Annotated in this window: 13 protein-coding genes; 7 read left to right on the top strand and 6 right to left on the bottom strand. The window is 48.9% G+C overall.

The window, feature by feature from the left end; all coding sequences use genetic code 11:
• Positions 1–393: 393 nt before the first annotated feature.
• The 5 genes from PSE6802_RS0100335 to PSE6802_RS0100315 all read left to right on the top strand — a co-directional run bounded on the left by PSE6802_RS0100335 (position 394) and on the right by PSE6802_RS0100315 (position 8,498).
• Positions 394–3,930 carry an eIF2A-related protein gene (locus tag PSE6802_RS0100335; RefSeq protein WP_019498082.1) on the top strand — a complete coding sequence of 1,179 codons (3,537 nt, stop codon included), beginning with the start codon at positions 394–396 and terminating at the stop codon, positions 3,928–3,930.
• 2 nt (positions 3,931–3,932) lie between these two features.
• Positions 3,933–4,061 carry a hypothetical protein gene (locus PSE6802_RS35130; protein ID WP_019498081.1) on the top strand — a complete coding sequence of 43 codons (129 nt, stop codon included), beginning with the start codon at positions 3,933–3,935 and terminating at the stop codon, positions 4,059–4,061.
• Positions 4,062–4,534: 473 nt separating this feature from the next.
• Positions 4,535–5,935 carry a peptidase inhibitor family I36 protein gene (locus PSE6802_RS0100325; RefSeq protein ID WP_225902619.1) on the top strand — a complete coding sequence of 467 codons (1,401 nt, stop codon included), beginning with the start codon at positions 4,535–4,537 and terminating at the stop codon, positions 5,933–5,935.
• 85 nt (positions 5,936–6,020) lie between these two features.
• The gene (locus PSE6802_RS0100320; RefSeq protein WP_019498079.1) at positions 6,021–6,626 is read left to right on the top strand and encodes a Uma2 family endonuclease; all 606 of its coding nucleotides are present in this window, start codon (positions 6,021–6,023) and stop codon (positions 6,624–6,626) included.
• Between the two features lie 48 nt (positions 6,627–6,674).
• Positions 6,675–8,498, top strand: a complete 1,824-nt coding sequence (locus tag PSE6802_RS0100315) for a M61 family metallopeptidase (protein ID WP_019498078.1) — start codon at positions 6,675–6,677, stop codon at positions 8,496–8,498.
• Here PSE6802_RS0100315 and PSE6802_RS32390 read toward each other — a convergent pair.
• Together PSE6802_RS32390 and PSE6802_RS0100305 are read right to left on the bottom strand one after the other, a co-directional pair.
• Positions 8,493–9,107 (bottom strand): hypothetical protein, encoded by a 615-nt coding sequence (locus PSE6802_RS32390; protein WP_019498077.1) that lies wholly within the window; start codon positions 9,105–9,107, stop codon positions 8,493–8,495. The genes PSE6802_RS0100315 and PSE6802_RS32390 overlap by 6 nt on opposite strands.
• A gap of 19 nt (positions 9,108–9,126) precedes the next feature.
• Positions 9,127–9,405 carry a DUF5340 family protein gene (locus PSE6802_RS0100305; RefSeq protein ID WP_019498076.1) on the bottom strand — a complete coding sequence of 93 codons (279 nt, stop codon included), beginning with the start codon at positions 9,403–9,405 and terminating at the stop codon, positions 9,127–9,129.
• 533 nt (positions 9,406–9,938) lie between these two features.
• On the opposite strand from PSE6802_RS0100305, the gene ntcA reads away from it, so the two are divergent.
• Positions 9,939–10,610 carry a global nitrogen regulator NtcA gene (gene ntcA / locus PSE6802_RS0100300; protein WP_026102960.1) on the top strand — a complete coding sequence of 224 codons (672 nt, stop codon included), beginning with the start codon at positions 9,939–9,941 and terminating at the stop codon, positions 10,608–10,610.
• 18 nt (positions 10,611–10,628) lie between these two features.
• Here the strand turns inward: ntcA and metK are convergent, their stop codons facing one another.
• On the bottom strand, positions 10,629–11,870 hold the full coding sequence (gene metK, locus PSE6802_RS0100295) for a methionine adenosyltransferase (RefSeq protein WP_019498074.1): 1,242 nt from the start codon (positions 11,868–11,870) through the stop codon (positions 10,629–10,631).
• Between the two features lie 243 nt (positions 11,871–12,113).
• On the opposite strand from metK, the gene PSE6802_RS0100290 reads away from it, so the two are divergent.
• Positions 12,114–13,814, top strand: coding sequence for a glycosyltransferase family 39 protein (locus tag PSE6802_RS0100290; protein WP_019498073.1), 1,701 nt, complete (start codon positions 12,114–12,116; stop codon positions 13,812–13,814).
• Here the strand turns inward: PSE6802_RS0100290 and PSE6802_RS0100285 are convergent.
• From PSE6802_RS0100285 to PSE6802_RS0100275, 3 genes are all read right to left on the bottom strand, one after another.
• On the bottom strand, positions 13,777–15,096 hold the full coding sequence (locus PSE6802_RS0100285) for a hemolysin family protein (protein ID WP_019498072.1): 1,320 nt from the start codon (positions 15,094–15,096) through the stop codon (positions 13,777–13,779). The two genes, PSE6802_RS0100290 and PSE6802_RS0100285, sit on opposite strands and share 38 nt — an antisense overlap.
• Positions 15,097–15,381: 285 nt before the next feature.
• Positions 15,382–16,362: a heme o synthase gene (locus tag PSE6802_RS0100280; protein ID WP_019498071.1), complete on the bottom strand. Its 981-nt coding sequence runs from the start codon at positions 16,360–16,362 to the stop codon at positions 15,382–15,384.
• A gap of 145 nt (positions 16,363–16,507) precedes the next feature.
• Entirely contained in the window at positions 16,508–17,404 is an 897-nt protein-coding gene (locus PSE6802_RS0100275; RefSeq protein WP_019498070.1) for a COX15/CtaA family protein, read from the bottom strand.
• Positions 17,405–17,588 lie beyond the last annotated feature (184 nt).

Below are 17,588 nucleotides of genomic sequence, written 5' to 3'. Positions count from 1 at the left end.
GTGAAGGCGCAGAAATGAGACACTGGCCCTCCACCTGGGCGCAGTGCTACTGTGTCATGCACTGAAGTATCCGACCATTCGACGTTTGCGTTTGCGTAGCTTGTTTTTGGCATTTCGAATCTCCTGCCGCTGGGTAAAACTGTTAGACAAGAGGTAGCGGCACCTCATATCTAACTTGCATTTGTACTGAAAAACTTAACCAGCCTTTATGCTATGAAAACTGTTTGAGATTAGCAGCGGCAAAAGGTGGCAGGTTTAGATTAACAAAAGCTTAAGAAAGTAGCATTATGTATCTTAAAGCCGTGTAAAACCCTAAAATTGGGTGAAGCGATCGCAATTAGTCCCTAAATGTTTCTGGGCATACGTGCGGCATTACCTCACTGATGTGACAGAATGAACACCGAGACTGCCCTTGAGTTAGTAGACAAAGCCCTTGCACCAGAACACCTGACCGACATCCAGGAAACAGTATTTCGCTTCGCTTGGGAGGGTATGGGGTATCCCGAAATTGCCGTCCAGGCAGGCTACGATGCCGAACACATCAAGCGGGTTGGGGCCAATCTCTGGCAAAAGCTGACAAAGGCTTTGGGGCGGAAAGTTAGCAAAAGCAATATTCGTAGCGCTCTGCAACGATATGCCCGCGATCGCGCCATTTCAACATCCCCTCCTCCCGTCCGCGAGCTGCATCCCGCAGTTCCGCTCAATTTTCAGGACTTAACAGAGGTTGTTAATGTTGTCACCTTTTACGGACGCGCCGAGGAAATCGCCACGCTGAGCGATTGGATACTTGGAGATCGCGCTCAGTTGGTTGCCGTTCTGGGTATGGGTGGGATTGGCAAGACCTCCCTAGCCGTCAAGCTAACCCAGCAGATCGAAGAACAATTTGAGTACGTCATCTGGCGCAGTCTCCGCAACGCACCCCCGATCGCCGATCTGCTCGCCTCCCTGATTAAATTCCTCTCCCACGGGCAAGACCTCGACTTCTCAGACTCAACCGATCGCAAGATCGCACGATTGATGGAATATCTGCGTTCCTCCCGTTGTTTGCTGATCTTCGATAACTTTGAATCCCTCTTCAAAGATAACGAACTCGTAGGCAGTTATCGTGAAGGATACGAAAAGTATGGCGACATCCTACACCGAATTGCCGAAGAACAGCATCAAAGCTGTCTGGTTCTGACCAGCCGCGATCGCCCCGAAGAAGTCGCTCTGTCAGAAGGTGCTACAACATCCGTGCGATCGCTCTACCTGTCGGGTTTGCTATCGAACGAAGCGCTAGAAGTCTTGAGGGCAAAAGGACTCTCTGGTTCGGAAGCATCGCAAAAAAGCCTGGTGGAAATCTATCGCGGCAATCCCCTCGCTTTAAAAATCGTTGCCACTTCCATCCACGAATTATTTGCAGGTCGGGTTGAGGAATTTCTGGAACAGGCGACATCTGCCTTTAACGGCATTTGGGGCATGTTAGATCGGCAGTTCGGTCGCTCCACCGATCTAGAGAAACAGGTGATGTCCTGGTTGGCAATTAATCGCGAGCCTGTGGCGCTATCCGAGCTATATGAAGATATCGTACCGACCGCATCCAAAAGGAAATTAATGGAAGCATTAGAATCTTTGGTGCGTCGATCGCTAATCGAACAAAGTGCGGCAGGCTTTACCCAACAACCTGTGGTCATGGAATACGTCACCGATCGTTTAATCGAGAACGCGATCGCAGAGCTAAAAACTGGCGACATTCAATTCTTGAATCGTTATGCTTTATTGAAAGCTACGGCGAAGGACTACGTGAGAGCCAGCCAAATTCGCATCATTTTAGAACCGATCGCTACCAACTTGCGAACCAGTTTTAGCCTCGCGGCAATTGACAGGTGCTTCAGGCAGATTATCGCTAACTGGCAGGAAAATTTTTCTCATACACCTGGTTACCTTGGTGGAAATTTAATCAATCTCTTGTGCCAAATGCAAGTCGATCTGACAGGCTATGACTTCTCCAATTTAGCGATTTGGCAAGCACAACTCCAGAGCGATCGCTTTCATCGCGTCAATTTCTCCAACGCCCACTTCGCCAAATCGACATTTAGCGAAGCCATGCTGAACATTCTCTGCGCGGAATTTAGCCCCGATGGCAAACTTTTAGTCACGAGCGATGGAACTGGAACCGTGCGTCTCTGGAGTATAGAAGAAGGACGACAAATCCAGAACTTTAAAGGTCACATCGGCTGGGTGCTCTCTGCCACATTCAGTCCCGATGGCAAAAACATCGCCAGTTGCGGGATCGATGCCACCATCAAACTCTGGGATATCAGTACGGGTCAGTGTTTGCATACCCTAGACGAACCACACATGCGAAATCTCGTCAGTTTCAGTCCCGATGGCACACTGCTGGCAAGTAGCGATATCAATGGCACGATTAGACTGTGGGATGTCAAGGATGGAAAGTGCCTGAAAACTCTGGAAGGGCACACCAACGTCATCCGTCCGTTGTTCTTTAGCCCTGATGGAACTTTGCTAGCTAGTGGCAGCGAAGACCAAACGATTAGGATTTGGCATGTCAACACGGGGGAGTGTTTGTACGTCTTGCAAGGTCACACCCGTGAAGTTTGGGCAGTAGCATGGAGTCCTGATGGGAAACTGCTGGCCAGCGGTGGTGGGGATAGAACTGTAAAGTTCTGGCAGGTCAGCACGGGCGAGTGCTGGAAAACCATAGAAGGAATTCAAATTGGATTTGTCTGGTCGGTGGCGTTCAGTCCCGATGGTCGCACCTTAGCGGTGGCGGGTGAATCGCCTGCCATTAGTTTGTGGGAAATCGAAACCAGTCAGTGCGTGCAGACATGGCAGGGGCACAGCAGGCGAATTTGGACGGTAGATTTTAGCCTGCGCGGGGATACGCTGGTCAGTGCGGGAGAAGACCATACCGTCAGGCTGTGGCAGGTTGCTACCGGACAATGCCTCAAAACCTTTCAAGGCTATGCTAGCAACTTCTGGTCGGTGACGTTCAGTCCAGACGGCCAATACTTAGCAGGTAGCACCGATGCCCAGACGGTAATGTTGTACGATGCCGAGGGGGAATACATCAAAGCCTTACAGGGGCATACCAATGCTGTCATGTCTCTAGCTTTCAGCGCAGATAGCCGCTGGCTTGCTAGTGGCAGCTACGATCGCACCGTGCGAGTATGGGATGTCAGTACGTGGCAATGCCCGATCGTCTTGCGCGGACATACGGGTTTTGTCTTTTATGTCACCTTCAGTCCAGACGGTCAAACCCTGGCGAGTGGAAGTGCCGATAATACGATTAAGATTTGGGATATCAAGACTGGGCAGTGTCTCAGAACCATAGAAGGACATACGGGCTGGGTATTTTCAGTGGCCTGGAGTCCCGACGGAAAAGCGATCGCCAGTGGCAGCGATCGCTGCATCAAGCTATGGGATACCAGCACCTGGCAATGTTTTAAAGCATTTGAAGAAGATGAAAGCTGGGTATCTTCCCTGCACTGGAGCGCAGACAGTCAAACGCTGCTCAGTAACGGCATGGGGCTAACGGTGAAGGTATGGGATGTTCGCGCCGAAACCAGCCCGCAAATTTTGCGAGGGCATGCTGGTTCTGTATCAGCGGTCAGGTTCAGCCCTGATGGCGATACGGTGGCTAGCGGCAGTTTCGATCTGACAATTAAGCTCTGGCATCGACATACAGGGGAACATTTGCACACCCTCACAGGTCATACCAATTGGATTTGGGGTGTTGGCTTTCATCCCAACGGACACATGCTTGCCAGTGCGAGCCAGGATGAAACTATTCGCCTTTGGGATGTCAAGACAGGCGAGTGCCTGAAAACACTAATTCCGCCGAAGCCCTACGAAGGCATGAATATTAAGGATTCTCGGGGTTTGAACGAAGCCCAGAAAGATACGCTAAAAGCTTTGGGGGCAATTTAAAGATGGTGGGTCGCGGCCTGCGCCCCAAACTAACTGGCAAAGCTGCGATCCTCGATCGCGCTGGTAACTGCCTGCGCCGTTCCGGCCTCGGGCAAACTAGAAACACAAAGGGCAAAGGTCGCGCTCTGTAGCAATTTCTAACTCTAGGAAATACAAGCTTGGGAAGTCATAGACTCAAGGAACTTGAGTATTCCCATCAGCGTCACTAGCTAGTGGGTACGCAAACAGGGATATCAATGTTTGCAGCCCCCAACTAATAAGGTAGTTATTAGCAAGTTTAAGATTGCTTGCAAAAGCATTGCTTGGGTTGCTTAGCTCCGAGTAGTTTGATATCAATTGAAGGAACAAAAAACAAGTTCAGATAGCTAATACTCTAACCAACCTGGTTTAGTTCCAACTACGGCAATAGTTCAATTGAGTTTAGGTATAGGGGTGTGGGGTTTAAATCCTATGCAGGGATTCTATTTCTGCACTCTGTTCCGATCTTTATTGACGCAGCTATATCTCTTGAAATAGAGTTCTTTTGTTCCACAATAATTGGTGCAAAAACGCACGCAAACACAATAAACACAAACGGGTTATGAGTACTACAAAGAAGTTTCTAATGGCTGTCTTGACTACTGTAGCTGGCGCAACCATAGGGGGAGCGCTTCCAGCGCGCGCGCAGGAGGCAGTTGAGTTATTTAGGGATTACAACTTTAGCGGGCAAGTATTGAGACTGGATAGTCCTGGCTACCATGCTTTGCCCAGCTATTTTACCCGTCAGGTATCTAGCATAGTAGTTCCCAATGGCTACTCTATTACGCTCTACGAAGACCGCAACCAGGCTGGTCGTGCCGTGTCTTTGGGAAGCGGTCGCCACAATCTGAACGACTTTAACGATCTTGCTACCTCAGTCTTTGTTAGACGCGTAGCTGAAAGTCCAAATGAGAATGACAAGCCAGGAGTGGAATTCTTCAGCGACTACGATTTTACTGGGGAGCGTCTAAAGGTCGATACTCTGGGTTACTACGCCATGCCCGGTTACTTCAACGACAAGATCTCCAGTTTGATCGTCCCCAGCGGCTACGAAGTTACTCTCTATGAAGATTACAACCAGGCTGGGCGCTCTATTAAGCTAGGGGCTGGCCGTCATAATGTTAGTAGATTCAATGACAGAATTTCCTCTGTCGTAATTAGACAGATTAGTGCTGAGAATCCCACTCCCATCCCCGGTCGCAGAGAAGTGCAACTCTATCAGGATTTTGACTATCAGGGCGATCGCCTGGTAGTAGATCGCACGGGTTACTATGCTATTCCCCGCTACTTCGACAATCGCCTCTCTAGTATTATCGTTCCCAAGGGATACGAGGTCACTCTCTACGAACATTACGAGCGGGGGGGGCGATCGATTGTACTCAGGGCTGGTCGCCATAATTTGACCGGGTTCAATGACGTAGTGTCATCGCTCGTGGTTAGAGACGTACAAGAGGCAAACAATCCTGATAATGCTCCAATTCCAGGTCGCAGAGAAGTACAGTTTTTCGATGACTTTAATTACAGAGGCGATCGCCTGGTAGTGGACAGAACTGGCTATTATGCCGTCCCGCCCTACTTTACCAGGCGTATATCCAGCGTCATCGTACCGAAGGGATACGAAGTCACTTTATATACGGGATACAACCAGAGTGGAAACTCGATTACCTTGCAACCCGGTCGTCACAATTTGACTAACTTCAATGATGCGGTCGCATCGGCGGTAATTCGACGGATTGGTGAGGATAGCGACGATCCTCAATATTCCCCCAATCCCTCGGCAGAACGGCTCAGGCAGAGAGTAGAACGGCAATTTGTGGGGCGACGCATCGAGCAGGCGATCTCGCAAATTCGGTTTGCTGGCTACCAACCCTCCCTTGACGGTAGAGGTCGTGTAGTTTTCACGCTGGTTAACCCCGATGGCAGCTACCGCGTTACGCTCAATCACAACCCTCGCACCAATATCATCGAGAGCGTGGAAGTGAGATAAGCTTTTGCCAGTGCATGGCTGCGATCGCAGCCATGCACTTTTGAAGAGAAAATAGTAAAATGAAGGCACCTATTGGAGATGAGTCATGACCGTCCAAGTAATGACACCCGCGATCGCTCAGGTTCCGGCAGAACAGCGCCTCCTCCTGGAAGGGGTGAGTTGGCAGCAGTATGAATTGCTACTAGCTACCCTAGGGGATGATTTTCCGGCATTGCGGTTAAGTTACTTAGAAGGAAGTTTGGAAATTATGACCACATCCCCGTTGCATGAAGAGTTGAAAAGCACAATTCGCATGTTACTGGAAGCATTTTTTCAAACTTTTAGGATTCGTTATCACTGTATCGGTTCGGCGACGTTTCGGAAAATGGCCAAACAGCGGGGGCTAGAACCTGATGAATGTTATTGCTTAGGGCAAAAGAAAGACTTTCCCGATCTGGCGATCGAGATTGTGTTAACCAGCGGTCTGGTTGATAAGCTGGAAATCTATCGGGGTTTGGGCGTTAAGGAAGTTTGGGTTTGGGAAGCGGGACAGTTTCGGATTAACCATTTGCGTGAGGACGGTTACGAGCAGCTTTCAAGCAGTGAATTACTACCCAATTGCGATATTCAATTGTTAGCCAGCTACGTTAAACCTGAAGAACAGTTTGATGCAGTGATGGCATTTCGAGAACAGTTGCGATCGCTTCAGTAATTGTTTCCGTTTTGCACTGTCAATCGCGCTGTACTGTAAGGAGCACTCATGGCTAAGGATAAAGAAGACGAACTATTGGCGGATCGATCGACAAGACAAAATAATTTGCCTTCGGATCGACCTGAAGACCCGCAAGCAGATCTGCAAACTACTCCCTGGCAGTTTGTAGTCTCCATGCCACAGCCAGATACGCATTTATTCCACATTCAATTTACAGTCGATCGCTGGCAAGGAGAGCATCTAGAGGTACGCCTACCCGTCTGGACTCCTGGCTCCTACCTCGTGCGCGAATATGCCAAGCACTTGCAAGACTTTCAAGCTGTAGATGGGCAGGGGAAGCCACTAGCATGGCAAAAAGTCTCGAAGAATCAATGGCGGATTGAAAGCAGCGATCGCATTGCAATTAGCTACAAAATTTTTGCGAACGAGCTAACCGTCAGAACCAATCACCTCGATCGCACTCACGGTTATTTTAATGGTGCTGCCACTTTTCTCTTTGTCCCAGGTCGAGAACGCCAACCGTTAACCGTTAAAATCGTACCACCTCATCCAGACTGGGCAGTCGCCACAGTTCTACCGCCAGTGTTAGGGGAACCGCATACCTACTACGCTGCAGACTTCGATACCTTAGTGGACAGCCCGTTTGAAATTGGCATCCACAAACGGTATGACTTTACCGTCCTGGATAAGCCACACTCTCTTGTAATTTGGGGAGAGGGCAACCTGGAGCCGCAGCGCACGATTCAAGATACCACGGCGATTATTACCGCTGAGGCGGAGTTGTTTGGCGGCTTGCCCTACGATCGCTACATGTTCTTGCTGCATCTGTCTGCCAGCGGCAACGGCGGCCTGGAGCATAAAAACTGCTGTTGCTTGAACTATCAACGGTTAGGATTTCGCCAGGATCGCTACCTGCGATTTCTGAATTTAGTGGCGCACGAGTTTTTCCACACCTGGAACGTCAAGCGGATTCGCCCCAAAGCCCTGGAAACCTTTGATTACGATCGCGAGAGTTATACGCCTTCCCTCTGGTTTTGCGAGGGTACGACCAGTTACTACGATCTGCTTATCCCCCTAAGAGCTGGAATTTATGATGTCAAGCATTTCCTCAAACTGGTGAGCGATAATATTACGCGCCTGCAAACCACCTACGGCAGGCACGTACAACCATTAAGCGAATCTAGTCTGGATGCCTGGATTAAGCTGTATCGCCCCGATGCCAACAGCACCAACAACCAGATCTCCTATTATCTCAAAGGCGAATTGGTGTCCATGCTTCTAGATCTAGCGATCCGGCAGCAAACTCAAAATCGGGCTTCTTTAGATAACGTCATGCGTTTGATGTGGGAACGGTTTGGCAAGGACGAGATTGGTTTTACAGAAGCAGATTTACAAGCAGCGATCGCCTCTGTTGCGGGCATCGATCTGCAATCTTTCTGGCAGGCTTATTTATACGGTACGCAGGAACTGGACTATAACTTCTATCTGGAGCCATTTGGACTGGAAGTACAACCAGCACCTACCCAGGATCTCCCTCCCTATACTGGCATGACCCTCAAACCAGGCAACGGTATATCGGCAGTTAAATCCGTAGAGGCCAACTCTCCCGCGCAGCTTGCTGGCATCGATCCGGGGGACGAACTGCTTGCCATTAATGGCATTCGCGTTGCTATCGATACGCTGAACGATCGCCTGCGGCAATTTGAACCTGGCGCGAGCGTCGAACTGACTCTGTTTAAACAGGATCTGGTATATCGCACCAACCTGGAACTACAGCCTCCCGCGAGCGATCGCTACAATCTCGTTCCCATTGCTGAGCCTTCGGCTCGCCAAAGTGAAAATTTGCGGGCGTGGCTGGGGGTTGGTCTATAGTCCCGCCTGGGCTTTGGCCACAACCTTGCCATTTTTGAACTCGATAATAGCGTTGCTGCCCTGCGGATTTTTCCAGGAATATACCTGTCCCGTTTCCTCTGAGGTACTGCTATCGGCAATTAGCTTGCCAGGAGAACCGATAATTTCCTCCACCTGTTTGAGCGTCATGCCTTTTTGAATCTGGTTAAAGCGATCGCGATTAATTTTCTCTGGGGCTGCACTCAAATTGCTGCTAGTAGTTTGAGAATTGCCTGAAGGCGCGCGATCGCGATTATTGGTAACTGGGGATGGTTGTTCGCCACCAATATCGTTCTTAATAGTAAGTAGCCTCGCAAACACGCCCATCAGCAATCCCACAATTAAGACCAATAAACCCACGGTGAGCAACTGCAACTGTGTGGCTTGCCCCAGCCCCGATCTGGCGGGTTGCCGCTTGCTTTTTGTCGTCGCGACTTTGTCCACCCCCAGTTTTAGAGTGGTATTTTGGTCGGGCGGATCGCCAGAGGAAGCAGATGTGGGCTTAGTTGCGTCTAGCGATGATTCCAGATTAGTTTGACTTTGATTTGGTTTCACGCGCAGTGTGGCAATTTGGCAAATTAACTTTGGCAAGTCCTATGATAGCTGAATACTAATGTTTTTTTTGTGCAGTGTATTCAGCCAGATCCCTGCCACTGTCAAGGGGGAGATCGTTTAGCGACCAACGATAGCTAATGTTCTTGCCCTGCTGTTCGCAAATTGACTCAAACTGCTTTTGCAGAGCCAGTGCTTTGCGTAGCATGACGATTGTTGACTGGATCTGCTCTCTAGAGAAGCGATCTGACGATGCGATCGCTGGCAGAGTTTGCCGCTCTAACAACTGTAGCAATAGCTCGTAATGAATGTGAGATGGGATGGGAATATGTTCCACAGTTACCTCTACCAAGCTTTATAGTTAATTCTGCGATTATTAAAGTTGAAGTTGTTGTAATATCACTGACTGTGTCTATCTTGCTGTATGCCAATTATTAGCTGGTTAGGGGTTTGCATGAAAATAAGATACCCACAATGCTTTACGGCTATCGCCTAACGCATCCTACAGTGGGGACATTATTTAAACGCGCCTCCCTTAATAGGCACAAAATACCAACACTCGCACATATCTAATGAACGCTCTAGATTGTATTCTAATCAATCGATTAGTTTTGAGGGGGTAATGTCACAAACAAACTTAGAATTTTTCACACAACACGGGGATATAGCCATAGACAGATCTGTTAGGACATGGGGGTGTGGGGGCTGCGCCCCCACGCAGGGGTGGAACCCCTGCACCCCGTCCTCAGCCTGTTGGCTATAGCTATATAAGCACTTGTGCTTAAAATTACAACAGAAAAGTACATAATGATACAAAATACATTTATGTAGTAAGTTTAAGTATTGTTAAACAGATAGTTTTAGGGATAAATGGGAATAACGCAAGAACGTCCTTTAGCCGATGTCTTCCGTGAAATGAATGGAGGAAAGTTTCCACCGATGGTGGAAACCTTTGAACGTGGTAAGACCATCTTTTTCCCTGGAGATCCTGCTGAAAGATTTTACTTTTTAGTACGCGGCGCGGTGAAGCTGTCTCGAGTATATGAAGCAGGCGAAGAAATTACTGTCGCCTTGCTGCGCGAGAACAGTGTATTTGGGGTGCTTTCACTGATTACCGGCAACCGATCGGATCGCTTTTACCACGCCGTTGCCTTTACGCCGGTAGAGTTGCTGTCAGTACCGATCGAACATGTTGAAAAGGCTCTAAAAGAAGATCCCGAACTACCAATGGTGCTATTGCGCGGTTTATCCTCGCGCATTCTGCAAACTGAAATGATGATCGAGACTTTAGCGCACCGCGACATGGGATCGCGGCTGGTCAGTTTCCTACTGATTCTCTGTCGCGATTTTGGTACCCCTAGTGCCGACGGTGTCACTATCGATCTAAAACTTTCACATCAATCAATTGCCGAAGCGATCGGCTCCACCCGCGTCACCGTAACCAGGCTGCTAGGCGATCTCCGTAAAGACAAGATGATTTCCATCTCTAAAAAACGGATCACCGTGCACAATCCCGTCGAATTAGGGCAACAATTCACCTAAATTTTTCCCTACGCTCCATCAAAGAGCTTTTCGCAAAATATCGACCTTGTCCGTTTTTTCCCAGGGTAGATCGAGATCGTTGCGACCAAAGTGGCCGTAGGCGGCGACATTTTGGTAGAAGCGCCCGTTGCGTTGGCCAGGTAAGTGCTGGAGGTCAAAGTTTTTGATGATGGCAGCGGGTCGCAGATCGAAATTATCTTTGACTAGATGCAAGAGCACTTCATCGGATACCGTACCTGTACCGAAGGTCTCAACCGTGAGGCTGGTGGGACGGGCAACCCCGATCGCGTAGCTCACCTGCAACTCGCACTTAGTTGCCAATCCTGCTGCCACAATATTTTTGGCTACATAGCGGCAGGCATAGGCAGCACTGCGATCGACTTTGGTGGGATCCTTACCGGAGAAGGCACCGCCGCCATGACGGGCATACCCACCATAGGTATCGACGATAATTTTGCGTCCGGTTAAACCTGCGTCGCCCTGGGGGCCACCAATGACAAATTTCCCGGTGGGGTTGACCAGGAATCTAGTGCGATCGTCTGGAATGACGATGGTATCGACAAATGTAGGTTGTACTACTTTTTGCCAGAGGTCTGTTTTGATGATGGCTTGAATTTCCTGCTCGTCGCTGACTCCGTGCACGGTGGGCGCGTGCTGCGTGGAGACCAGGATCGTATCGATACCGACAGGTTTACCATTTTCGTAGAGCACGGTTACTTGAGTCTTGCCGTCAGGTCGGAGGTAGGGAATTTCGCCACTTTTACGCACGGCTGCTAACTGGCGGGCAATGCGATGGGCTAGAGCGATCGGCATGGGCATCATTTCGGGGGTTTCATCGCAGGCAAACCCAAACATAATGCCTTGATCCCCAGCCCCGATCGCTTCGAGGGCAGCATCAGATTCTAGACCTTCGCGCTTTTCCATTGCCTCGTCTACACCTTTAGCAATGTCTGGCGACTGCTCGTCCAGGGCAATCATCACGGCACAGCTATTGGCAGAGAACCCGTTTTCTGCATCTGTATAACCGATCTCCGCAATCTTTTTGCGTACCAGGTTTGCATAGTTAATGTGGTGAGCTTTGGTGCTAATTTCACCAGTGATCAATACCAAGCCCGTGTTGACTACTACTTCAGCCGCAACCCGCGATGTGGGATCGTCACTGAGCAAAGCGTCTAAAATTGTGTCTGAGATCTGGTCGCAAATTTTATCTGGGTGACCTTCTGTAACAGACTCGGATGTAAATAAGCAACTGCTGGCCAAAAACTAATCCTCCCAGTCAAACTGAAATATAAACATTAAATATAACCCATGCGGGAAGCCCTGCACTGTGCTCGAAGAGTTAGCATGGGAATGCTCATTGCGGTGGGGTTTCGATCGCACAACGGCAGCATTCAACATGGCTGAAAGTTCTGGTTGATGTCGAAGATCGTACCGTAATTTATAAGCTTGCCCAAATTTACAAAGTTTGCGTCTATATTTTTGGCCAGTATAACTAATCCAAAAATGCAGTTTCCACATCAAGAACGCGGACGCGGCAAAATAACTCATCTTTTACTGCTAATCGTCCTGATCGGAGCAATTGTAATTGGAGTTGGGTTCAGGCTATATCCACTGGATCGTAAATTGTATTGGCACGATGAAGTTTACACTTCTTTACGTGCGGCAGGCTACACTGGCCTTGAAATGGGTCAGCAGATTTTTAGTAACCAGAACGTACAGCCCAACGAACTCTTGAAATTTCAGCGGATTAAGCCAGGTAGCGATTTTGGCGATACGATCGCCTCGCTGGCCAAAGAAGATCCGCAGCACCCGCCCTTGTACTATCTGATGTCTCGTGCCTGGATGCAGGTATTTGGTAGCGACATTGCCATGATGAGGCTTTTAGCAGTTCTGATTAGTTTGCTATCGCTGCCATTAATTTATAGTTTGGCACTCGAGCTATTCAGTTCTCGCCCAATTGCACTTACATCTGTAGCATTACTAGCTCTGTCGCCGTTTGACGTGCTATTTGCTCAAATTGCCAGGCAATATAGCTTGCTGACCGTCACCACGATCGCCAGTAGTTTGTGTCTGCTAAGAGCCATGCGATTAAAGCGTGTCAGTAGTTGGAGTGTTTATGCTGCGACTAATGCTCTGGGACTGTATACGCACCCATTTTTTAGCTTTACTATAATCGGTCACGGTATTTATTTGCTGCTGCTGCAACTGCCACTATCGCATCGCCTGAGGGTGAAGTCAGAAGTTGGACGTTCTCAAGTGGAGCTACTGCGATCGCAAAATTTCTTTTACAGGTATTTACTGGCATCAATAGGATCGCTAGTTTTATATCTGCCCTGGATCCTGGTACTGATGGGCAACTATCAGCGTGCCTTAAGCTCGACGAATTGGGCATCGGGAGCTACAGACTGGTTTTTTAATTTCAAGTTGTGGATGCTCAGCTTTACAGCTTTGTTTCTAGATCTCGATGTTGGTTTTGATAATGCGTGGACGTATGTAATTCGATTACCAATCCTATTAACGATTCTGGCAGGAATTTGGGCAGTATGCCGTCAAACGCAGCGACAAACCTGGTTATTTGTAGTCACGTCAATTTTCGTGCCTTTTTTGATGTTGGTACTGCCGGATCTGCTTTTGGGCGGACGGCGCAGTTCGGTCAGCCGCTATCTGATCTCTTGCTATCCGGGTGTTCAATTAGCTGTAGCTTATTTAATCGGTAGCAATCTGGAGCGATCGCCCCTCAATAATGTCTGGAATAATATCCAAACTAAGATCGAGACCTATGGCAAAACCTACAGCCAATTTTTCTGGCGCTTAGTTCTGGTCAGTTTATTTGCCTGTAGCATTGCCTCCTGCACCGTGAGTGCAATGGCAGAAACATGGTGGAGTAATATCCCTAGCTACTTTAATGCAGAAACTGCCAGATTAGTGAATCAGAGAGCCAAACCTTTACTGATTGTTGACGAAGGCGACGACGGTACGATGTTAGGCGATCTAATATCGCTCAGCTATCTATTGAGCGATCGCGTCAGTTTAGAACTCTTGAGTAAGACTGGCATACCAAACTTATCGCCATCATACTCGGACTGGCTCGCATTTCGCCCTTCAGCCAGGCTCCGCGCGCATTTTCGCGCCCAGGGTAAAGAGCTAGAGGTAATTTCCGGGGCTGCTAATCTTTGGAAAGTCCCCCAGAAACCAGTATCGTAACTAAAATCTTATCAACCCTTTTACCGTCCATGTCCATGACCTCAAAGCGCAGTCCGCTCCATTCAAAATACTCGCCAGATTGGGGGATGTGACCTAAGAAATGCATCACAAACCCACCCAAAGTGTGGAAACTGCCCGTGGTTTCGTCTGGTAATGACTCTTGTTCGAGCAGGTCTTTCAAATCGTTGATGTCCAATAAACCATCTAACAGCCAGGAGCCATCTTCCCGTTGAATAATCAAGGGTTCTTCCTGGTTTTCCGCAGAAGGCAGATCTCCCACGATCGCTTCCATCAAATCATTTAGAGTTACTAAGCCTTCAATGCCACCGTATTCATCTGTCACTAACCCCAGATGAACTCCTGTTTGCTTAAACTGTTCGATGACATTGAGGGCACGGGCACTTTCTGCTACATACAAAGGTGGCTGAAGTATCGCCTCCAGGTTAGTTGCTCGACCGGACAGTTGCGCGGCTAGCAAATTACGACCACGAACTACGCCAATGCAGCGATCCAGGCTACCCCGCCCCACCGGAAAGCGAGAGCGGTTGCTGTTCATCACTTCTTGCAAGTTTTCCTCCAGAGTTGACTCAATGTCCAACCAATCAATTTCGGTGCGAGGAGTCATAATTGCTTTAATCGGGCGATCGCTCAACCGGAAAACCCGTTGCACTATCTCGTGCTCGGCTTCCTCAAACATCCCAGATTCCGCTCCTTGCCGAATCAACACCTTGATTTCTTCTTCAGTAATATCGGGTTCGTTTGAAGGTCTAATCCCCAGTAGCCCGAGCAAGGTATCTGTTGAAACACCTAGAATATGAACGATAGGTGCGGTCAAGCGGGAAAGAAAACGCATGGGTCTGGCAACATTACAGGCAATCTGCTCTGGGTTGTTAAGGGCAATCCGTTTTGGGACCAATTCGCCGATCGTCAGCGACAGATAGGTGATAACTGCTACGACAATCGCAACGCTAATTCCCTCGCTGTAAGGATGCAAAGCAGGAATGGCATCAAATCCAACCTTTAATCGTTGAGCGATCGTGGCACCGCCCACTGCACCACTGAGAATGCCAATCAGCGTAATGCCAATTTGCACGGTTGAGAGAAAATCATTGGGATCGTTTGCCAGCTTCAGCGCAGCTTGTGCTTTACGGCTGCCTCGGTCTGCTAACTGCTCCAATCGAACTTTGCGGGCCGAAACCATTGCAATCTCCGATCCTGAAAAGATCCCATTGACAATAGTTAACAGGAGAATTAACAGAATTTCGAGAGCGATCGAGGACATGTTTGGTTATCCAGCAGAAATCAATGTTTCTAGCATACCTGCACGATCGCCATTAAGGCAGCGATAACCATATCGGCTCGCTTTGTCGATCTTAGTTTAACAGCCATAGACAGATCTGTTAGGACATGGGGGTGTGGGGGCGCAGCCCCCACGCAGGGGTGGAACCCCTGCACCCCGTCCTAAACCTGTTGGCTATAGCTATATCTTTACGGAGCGAATTCAGTCCTTAGCAAGAAATCGAACCAGCATGGCGCTAGATTCGGTTGCATAAGGGCGAGCGTAAATTTAGGAGTTTATGGACTGGGGAATAATTGAGGCTAAGTATTGCGATATGGTTGCGATCGCCGTATGTGTAATCGGCAGACTATCGATCGCCATGCCAATACAGAGGAACATGAGATATAGAATCGAATATTTAAAAACAGAACGGGCAGCGGTGCGATCGCTAGGAGTTTTCCCTAGCTGCCATGCTTTGACAATAAAGCTAATACCTAAATAAAGAGCGAAGGCAGCATAAACCAGGCCCATCACGTGCAATGGATAAACTAGCAGCAAAGAGATGGGTAACAGCAAAATGCTATACAGCAAAATTTGCTTCGTGGTCGGCTCATCCCCCACGACCACAGGCAGCATTGGTACGCCTACCTTGGCATATTCATCGCGGATCATCAGTGCCAATGCCCAAAAATGCGGCGGAGTCCAGAAAAAGATAATTGCGAACAAAGCCCATGCCGCCCAACTCAGATCGCCGGTCACCGCCGCCCAGCCAACCAACGGTGGAATCGCGCCAGCCGCACCGCCGATCACGATATTTTGCGTACTGGAACGCTTGAGCCAGCAAGTATATACGCCGACATAGGTCACGATCCCGGACATAGCCAGCAGTGCTGCCAAAAGATTGGCAAACGTGTAGAGCAGCGTAAAAGAAATCGCAGCCAGCGCGATCGCAAACAACAGAGCATCTCTAGGACTAACGCGCCCGGAGGGAATCGGGCGGAAACGAGTGCGTTCCATGATGTAGTCGATATCGCGATCGTAAAGGCAGTTGATCGCATTCGCCGACGCAGCCGCTAGCGCGCCACCAATTACCGTCATAATTAACAGCAAAGGATCGACCTTCCCCTGGGCTGCAATCCACATCGCACCTACTGTCGTAATCAACAACAAAACAATAATGCGAGGCTTAGTTAGTTGGTAATAACTCAGAAAGATCTCTCCGATGTTTTGATTGCGTCTGGGCGCATCAGCACAAATAATTTCTTGCATGGTTTCAGTTGTAAGTTTTTATAGCGATTAGCTTTCAGCTTTCAGCGATCGGATGTCCTTGAAGTCCGGCTGCGCGGACTTTGCTTGTATAGCCGCGAATTCTAGTCGCCAGGTAAGCTAGGGATAATCGATCCCGAATGGCGATTCAGGCAGCTTCGGTGCGATCGCGCCATGCTAAAGCGGTAAAGGCAACTAATGTACCGAGCAAAGCAGCGCCAACCGCTTGATGCAAAACTGTCAGGGGTTCAATCTGGAGATGCAGCATATAGGTGCCGATACCGATCGCCACTTGCATTAACAAAAATATGCCAGCGGTATAGGCAAGCCTGCGCAGTGCGGGATGCAGGGCGGTCGTGCGCCAGGATAGATAAATAACCGCTAAGGTAGAAAGACTAGCAGGAACAACTCCAGCTATGTGCGTGTTGACGACACTGCATAGCTCAGCTCCAGCGAGACATTGGTGTACTGCCCAGCGAGAGGCAACCAGAGCCCCCAGGATACTTTGCAGATAAACAAACGCTGCTGCCGCACTACCAAACCAGGGTAGCTTACCCACAGTGTTGTAGGCTTGATAGGGTAAAAGGGTTACTGTAATGACCAACCAGGTACAAAAGAACATCAAGCCCGTACCTAAATGGGCAGTCACGATATCGAAACGCAGTAGTTCTGTAACTGTGAGACCGCCCAAAATGCCTTGAAATAGCACTAGGAAAAATGCCCAGCCTGCTGCGACAGGCAACCACCGAGGCAGTGACTTGCGATACCAAAGCGCTATGCCCAAAAATGTTGCCGTGAGTAGACCTACAGTGGAGGCAACCAGGCGGTGGAACCACTCCAAAAACACTTGCAGGTTCATTTGCGCCGCAGGTACGAGCTCGCCATAACAAAGCGGCCAGTCAGGACAGGATAACCCAGCATTCATCACCCTGGTAGCGCTACCCAGTGCCATCAAAAAGAAAGTAGCGATCGCCAGTGAAAATGCAAAGCGACGGACTAGAACTACAGGTTCAGAAACGGATTTGAACAAAAATGAATCAGCCATATCAAGCTTTTAGGAACTTTATACATGCCACGATAGCTACCCATAATTAAATGTTTAATTGCTATGAGCAGTTACTTATGGCACATATTAAGAGAAATTCACAAATATGGCTGAGTCTTTAACAATATTCTTGGATTTGGGGGTTAGGGATCCGCAATTAAATAACCTACCACGATCGGGAATG

This window comes from Pseudanabaena sp. PCC 6802, from assembly GCF_000332175.1.
In the GTDB taxonomy this organism is placed as follows: Bacteria; Cyanobacteriota; Cyanobacteriia; order Pseudanabaenales; family Pseudanabaenaceae; genus PCC-6802.
The sequence above is the reverse complement of the archived record's forward strand: the minus strand, read 5'-3'. Positions and strand labels throughout refer to the sequence as shown.

Coding starts and splice junctions, on each gene's coding strand:
- PSE6802_RS0100335 (WP_019498082.1), top strand. CDS start 394: ATGAACACCGAGACTGCCCTTGAGTTAGTAGACAAAGCCCTTGCACCA.
- PSE6802_RS35130 (WP_019498081.1), top strand. CDS start 3,933: ATGGTGGGTCGCGGCCTGCGCCCCAAACTAACTGGCAAAGCTGCGATC.
- PSE6802_RS0100325 (WP_225902619.1), top strand. CDS start 4,535: ATGGCTGTCTTGACTACTGTAGCTGGCGCAACCATAGGGGGAGCGCTT.
- PSE6802_RS0100320 (WP_019498079.1), top strand. CDS start 6,021: ATGACCGTCCAAGTAATGACACCCGCGATCGCTCAGGTTCCGGCAGAA.
- PSE6802_RS0100315 (WP_019498078.1), top strand. CDS start 6,675: ATGGCTAAGGATAAAGAAGACGAACTATTGGCGGATCGATCGACAAGA.
- ntcA (WP_026102960.1), top strand. CDS start 9,939: ATGGGAATAACGCAAGAACGTCCTTTAGCCGATGTCTTCCGTGAAATG.
- PSE6802_RS0100290 (WP_019498073.1), top strand. CDS start 12,114: ATGCAGTTTCCACATCAAGAACGCGGACGCGGCAAAATAACTCATCTT.
- PSE6802_RS0100285 (WP_019498072.1), bottom strand. CDS start 15,096: ATGTCCTCGATCGCTCTCGAAATTCTGTTAATTCTCCTGTTAACTATT.
- PSE6802_RS0100280 (WP_019498071.1), bottom strand. CDS start 16,362: ATGCAAGAAATTATTTGTGCTGATGCGCCCAGACGCAATCAAAACATC.
- PSE6802_RS0100275 (WP_019498070.1), bottom strand. CDS start 17,404: ATGGCTGATTCATTTTTGTTCAAATCCGTTTCTGAACCTGTAGTTCTA.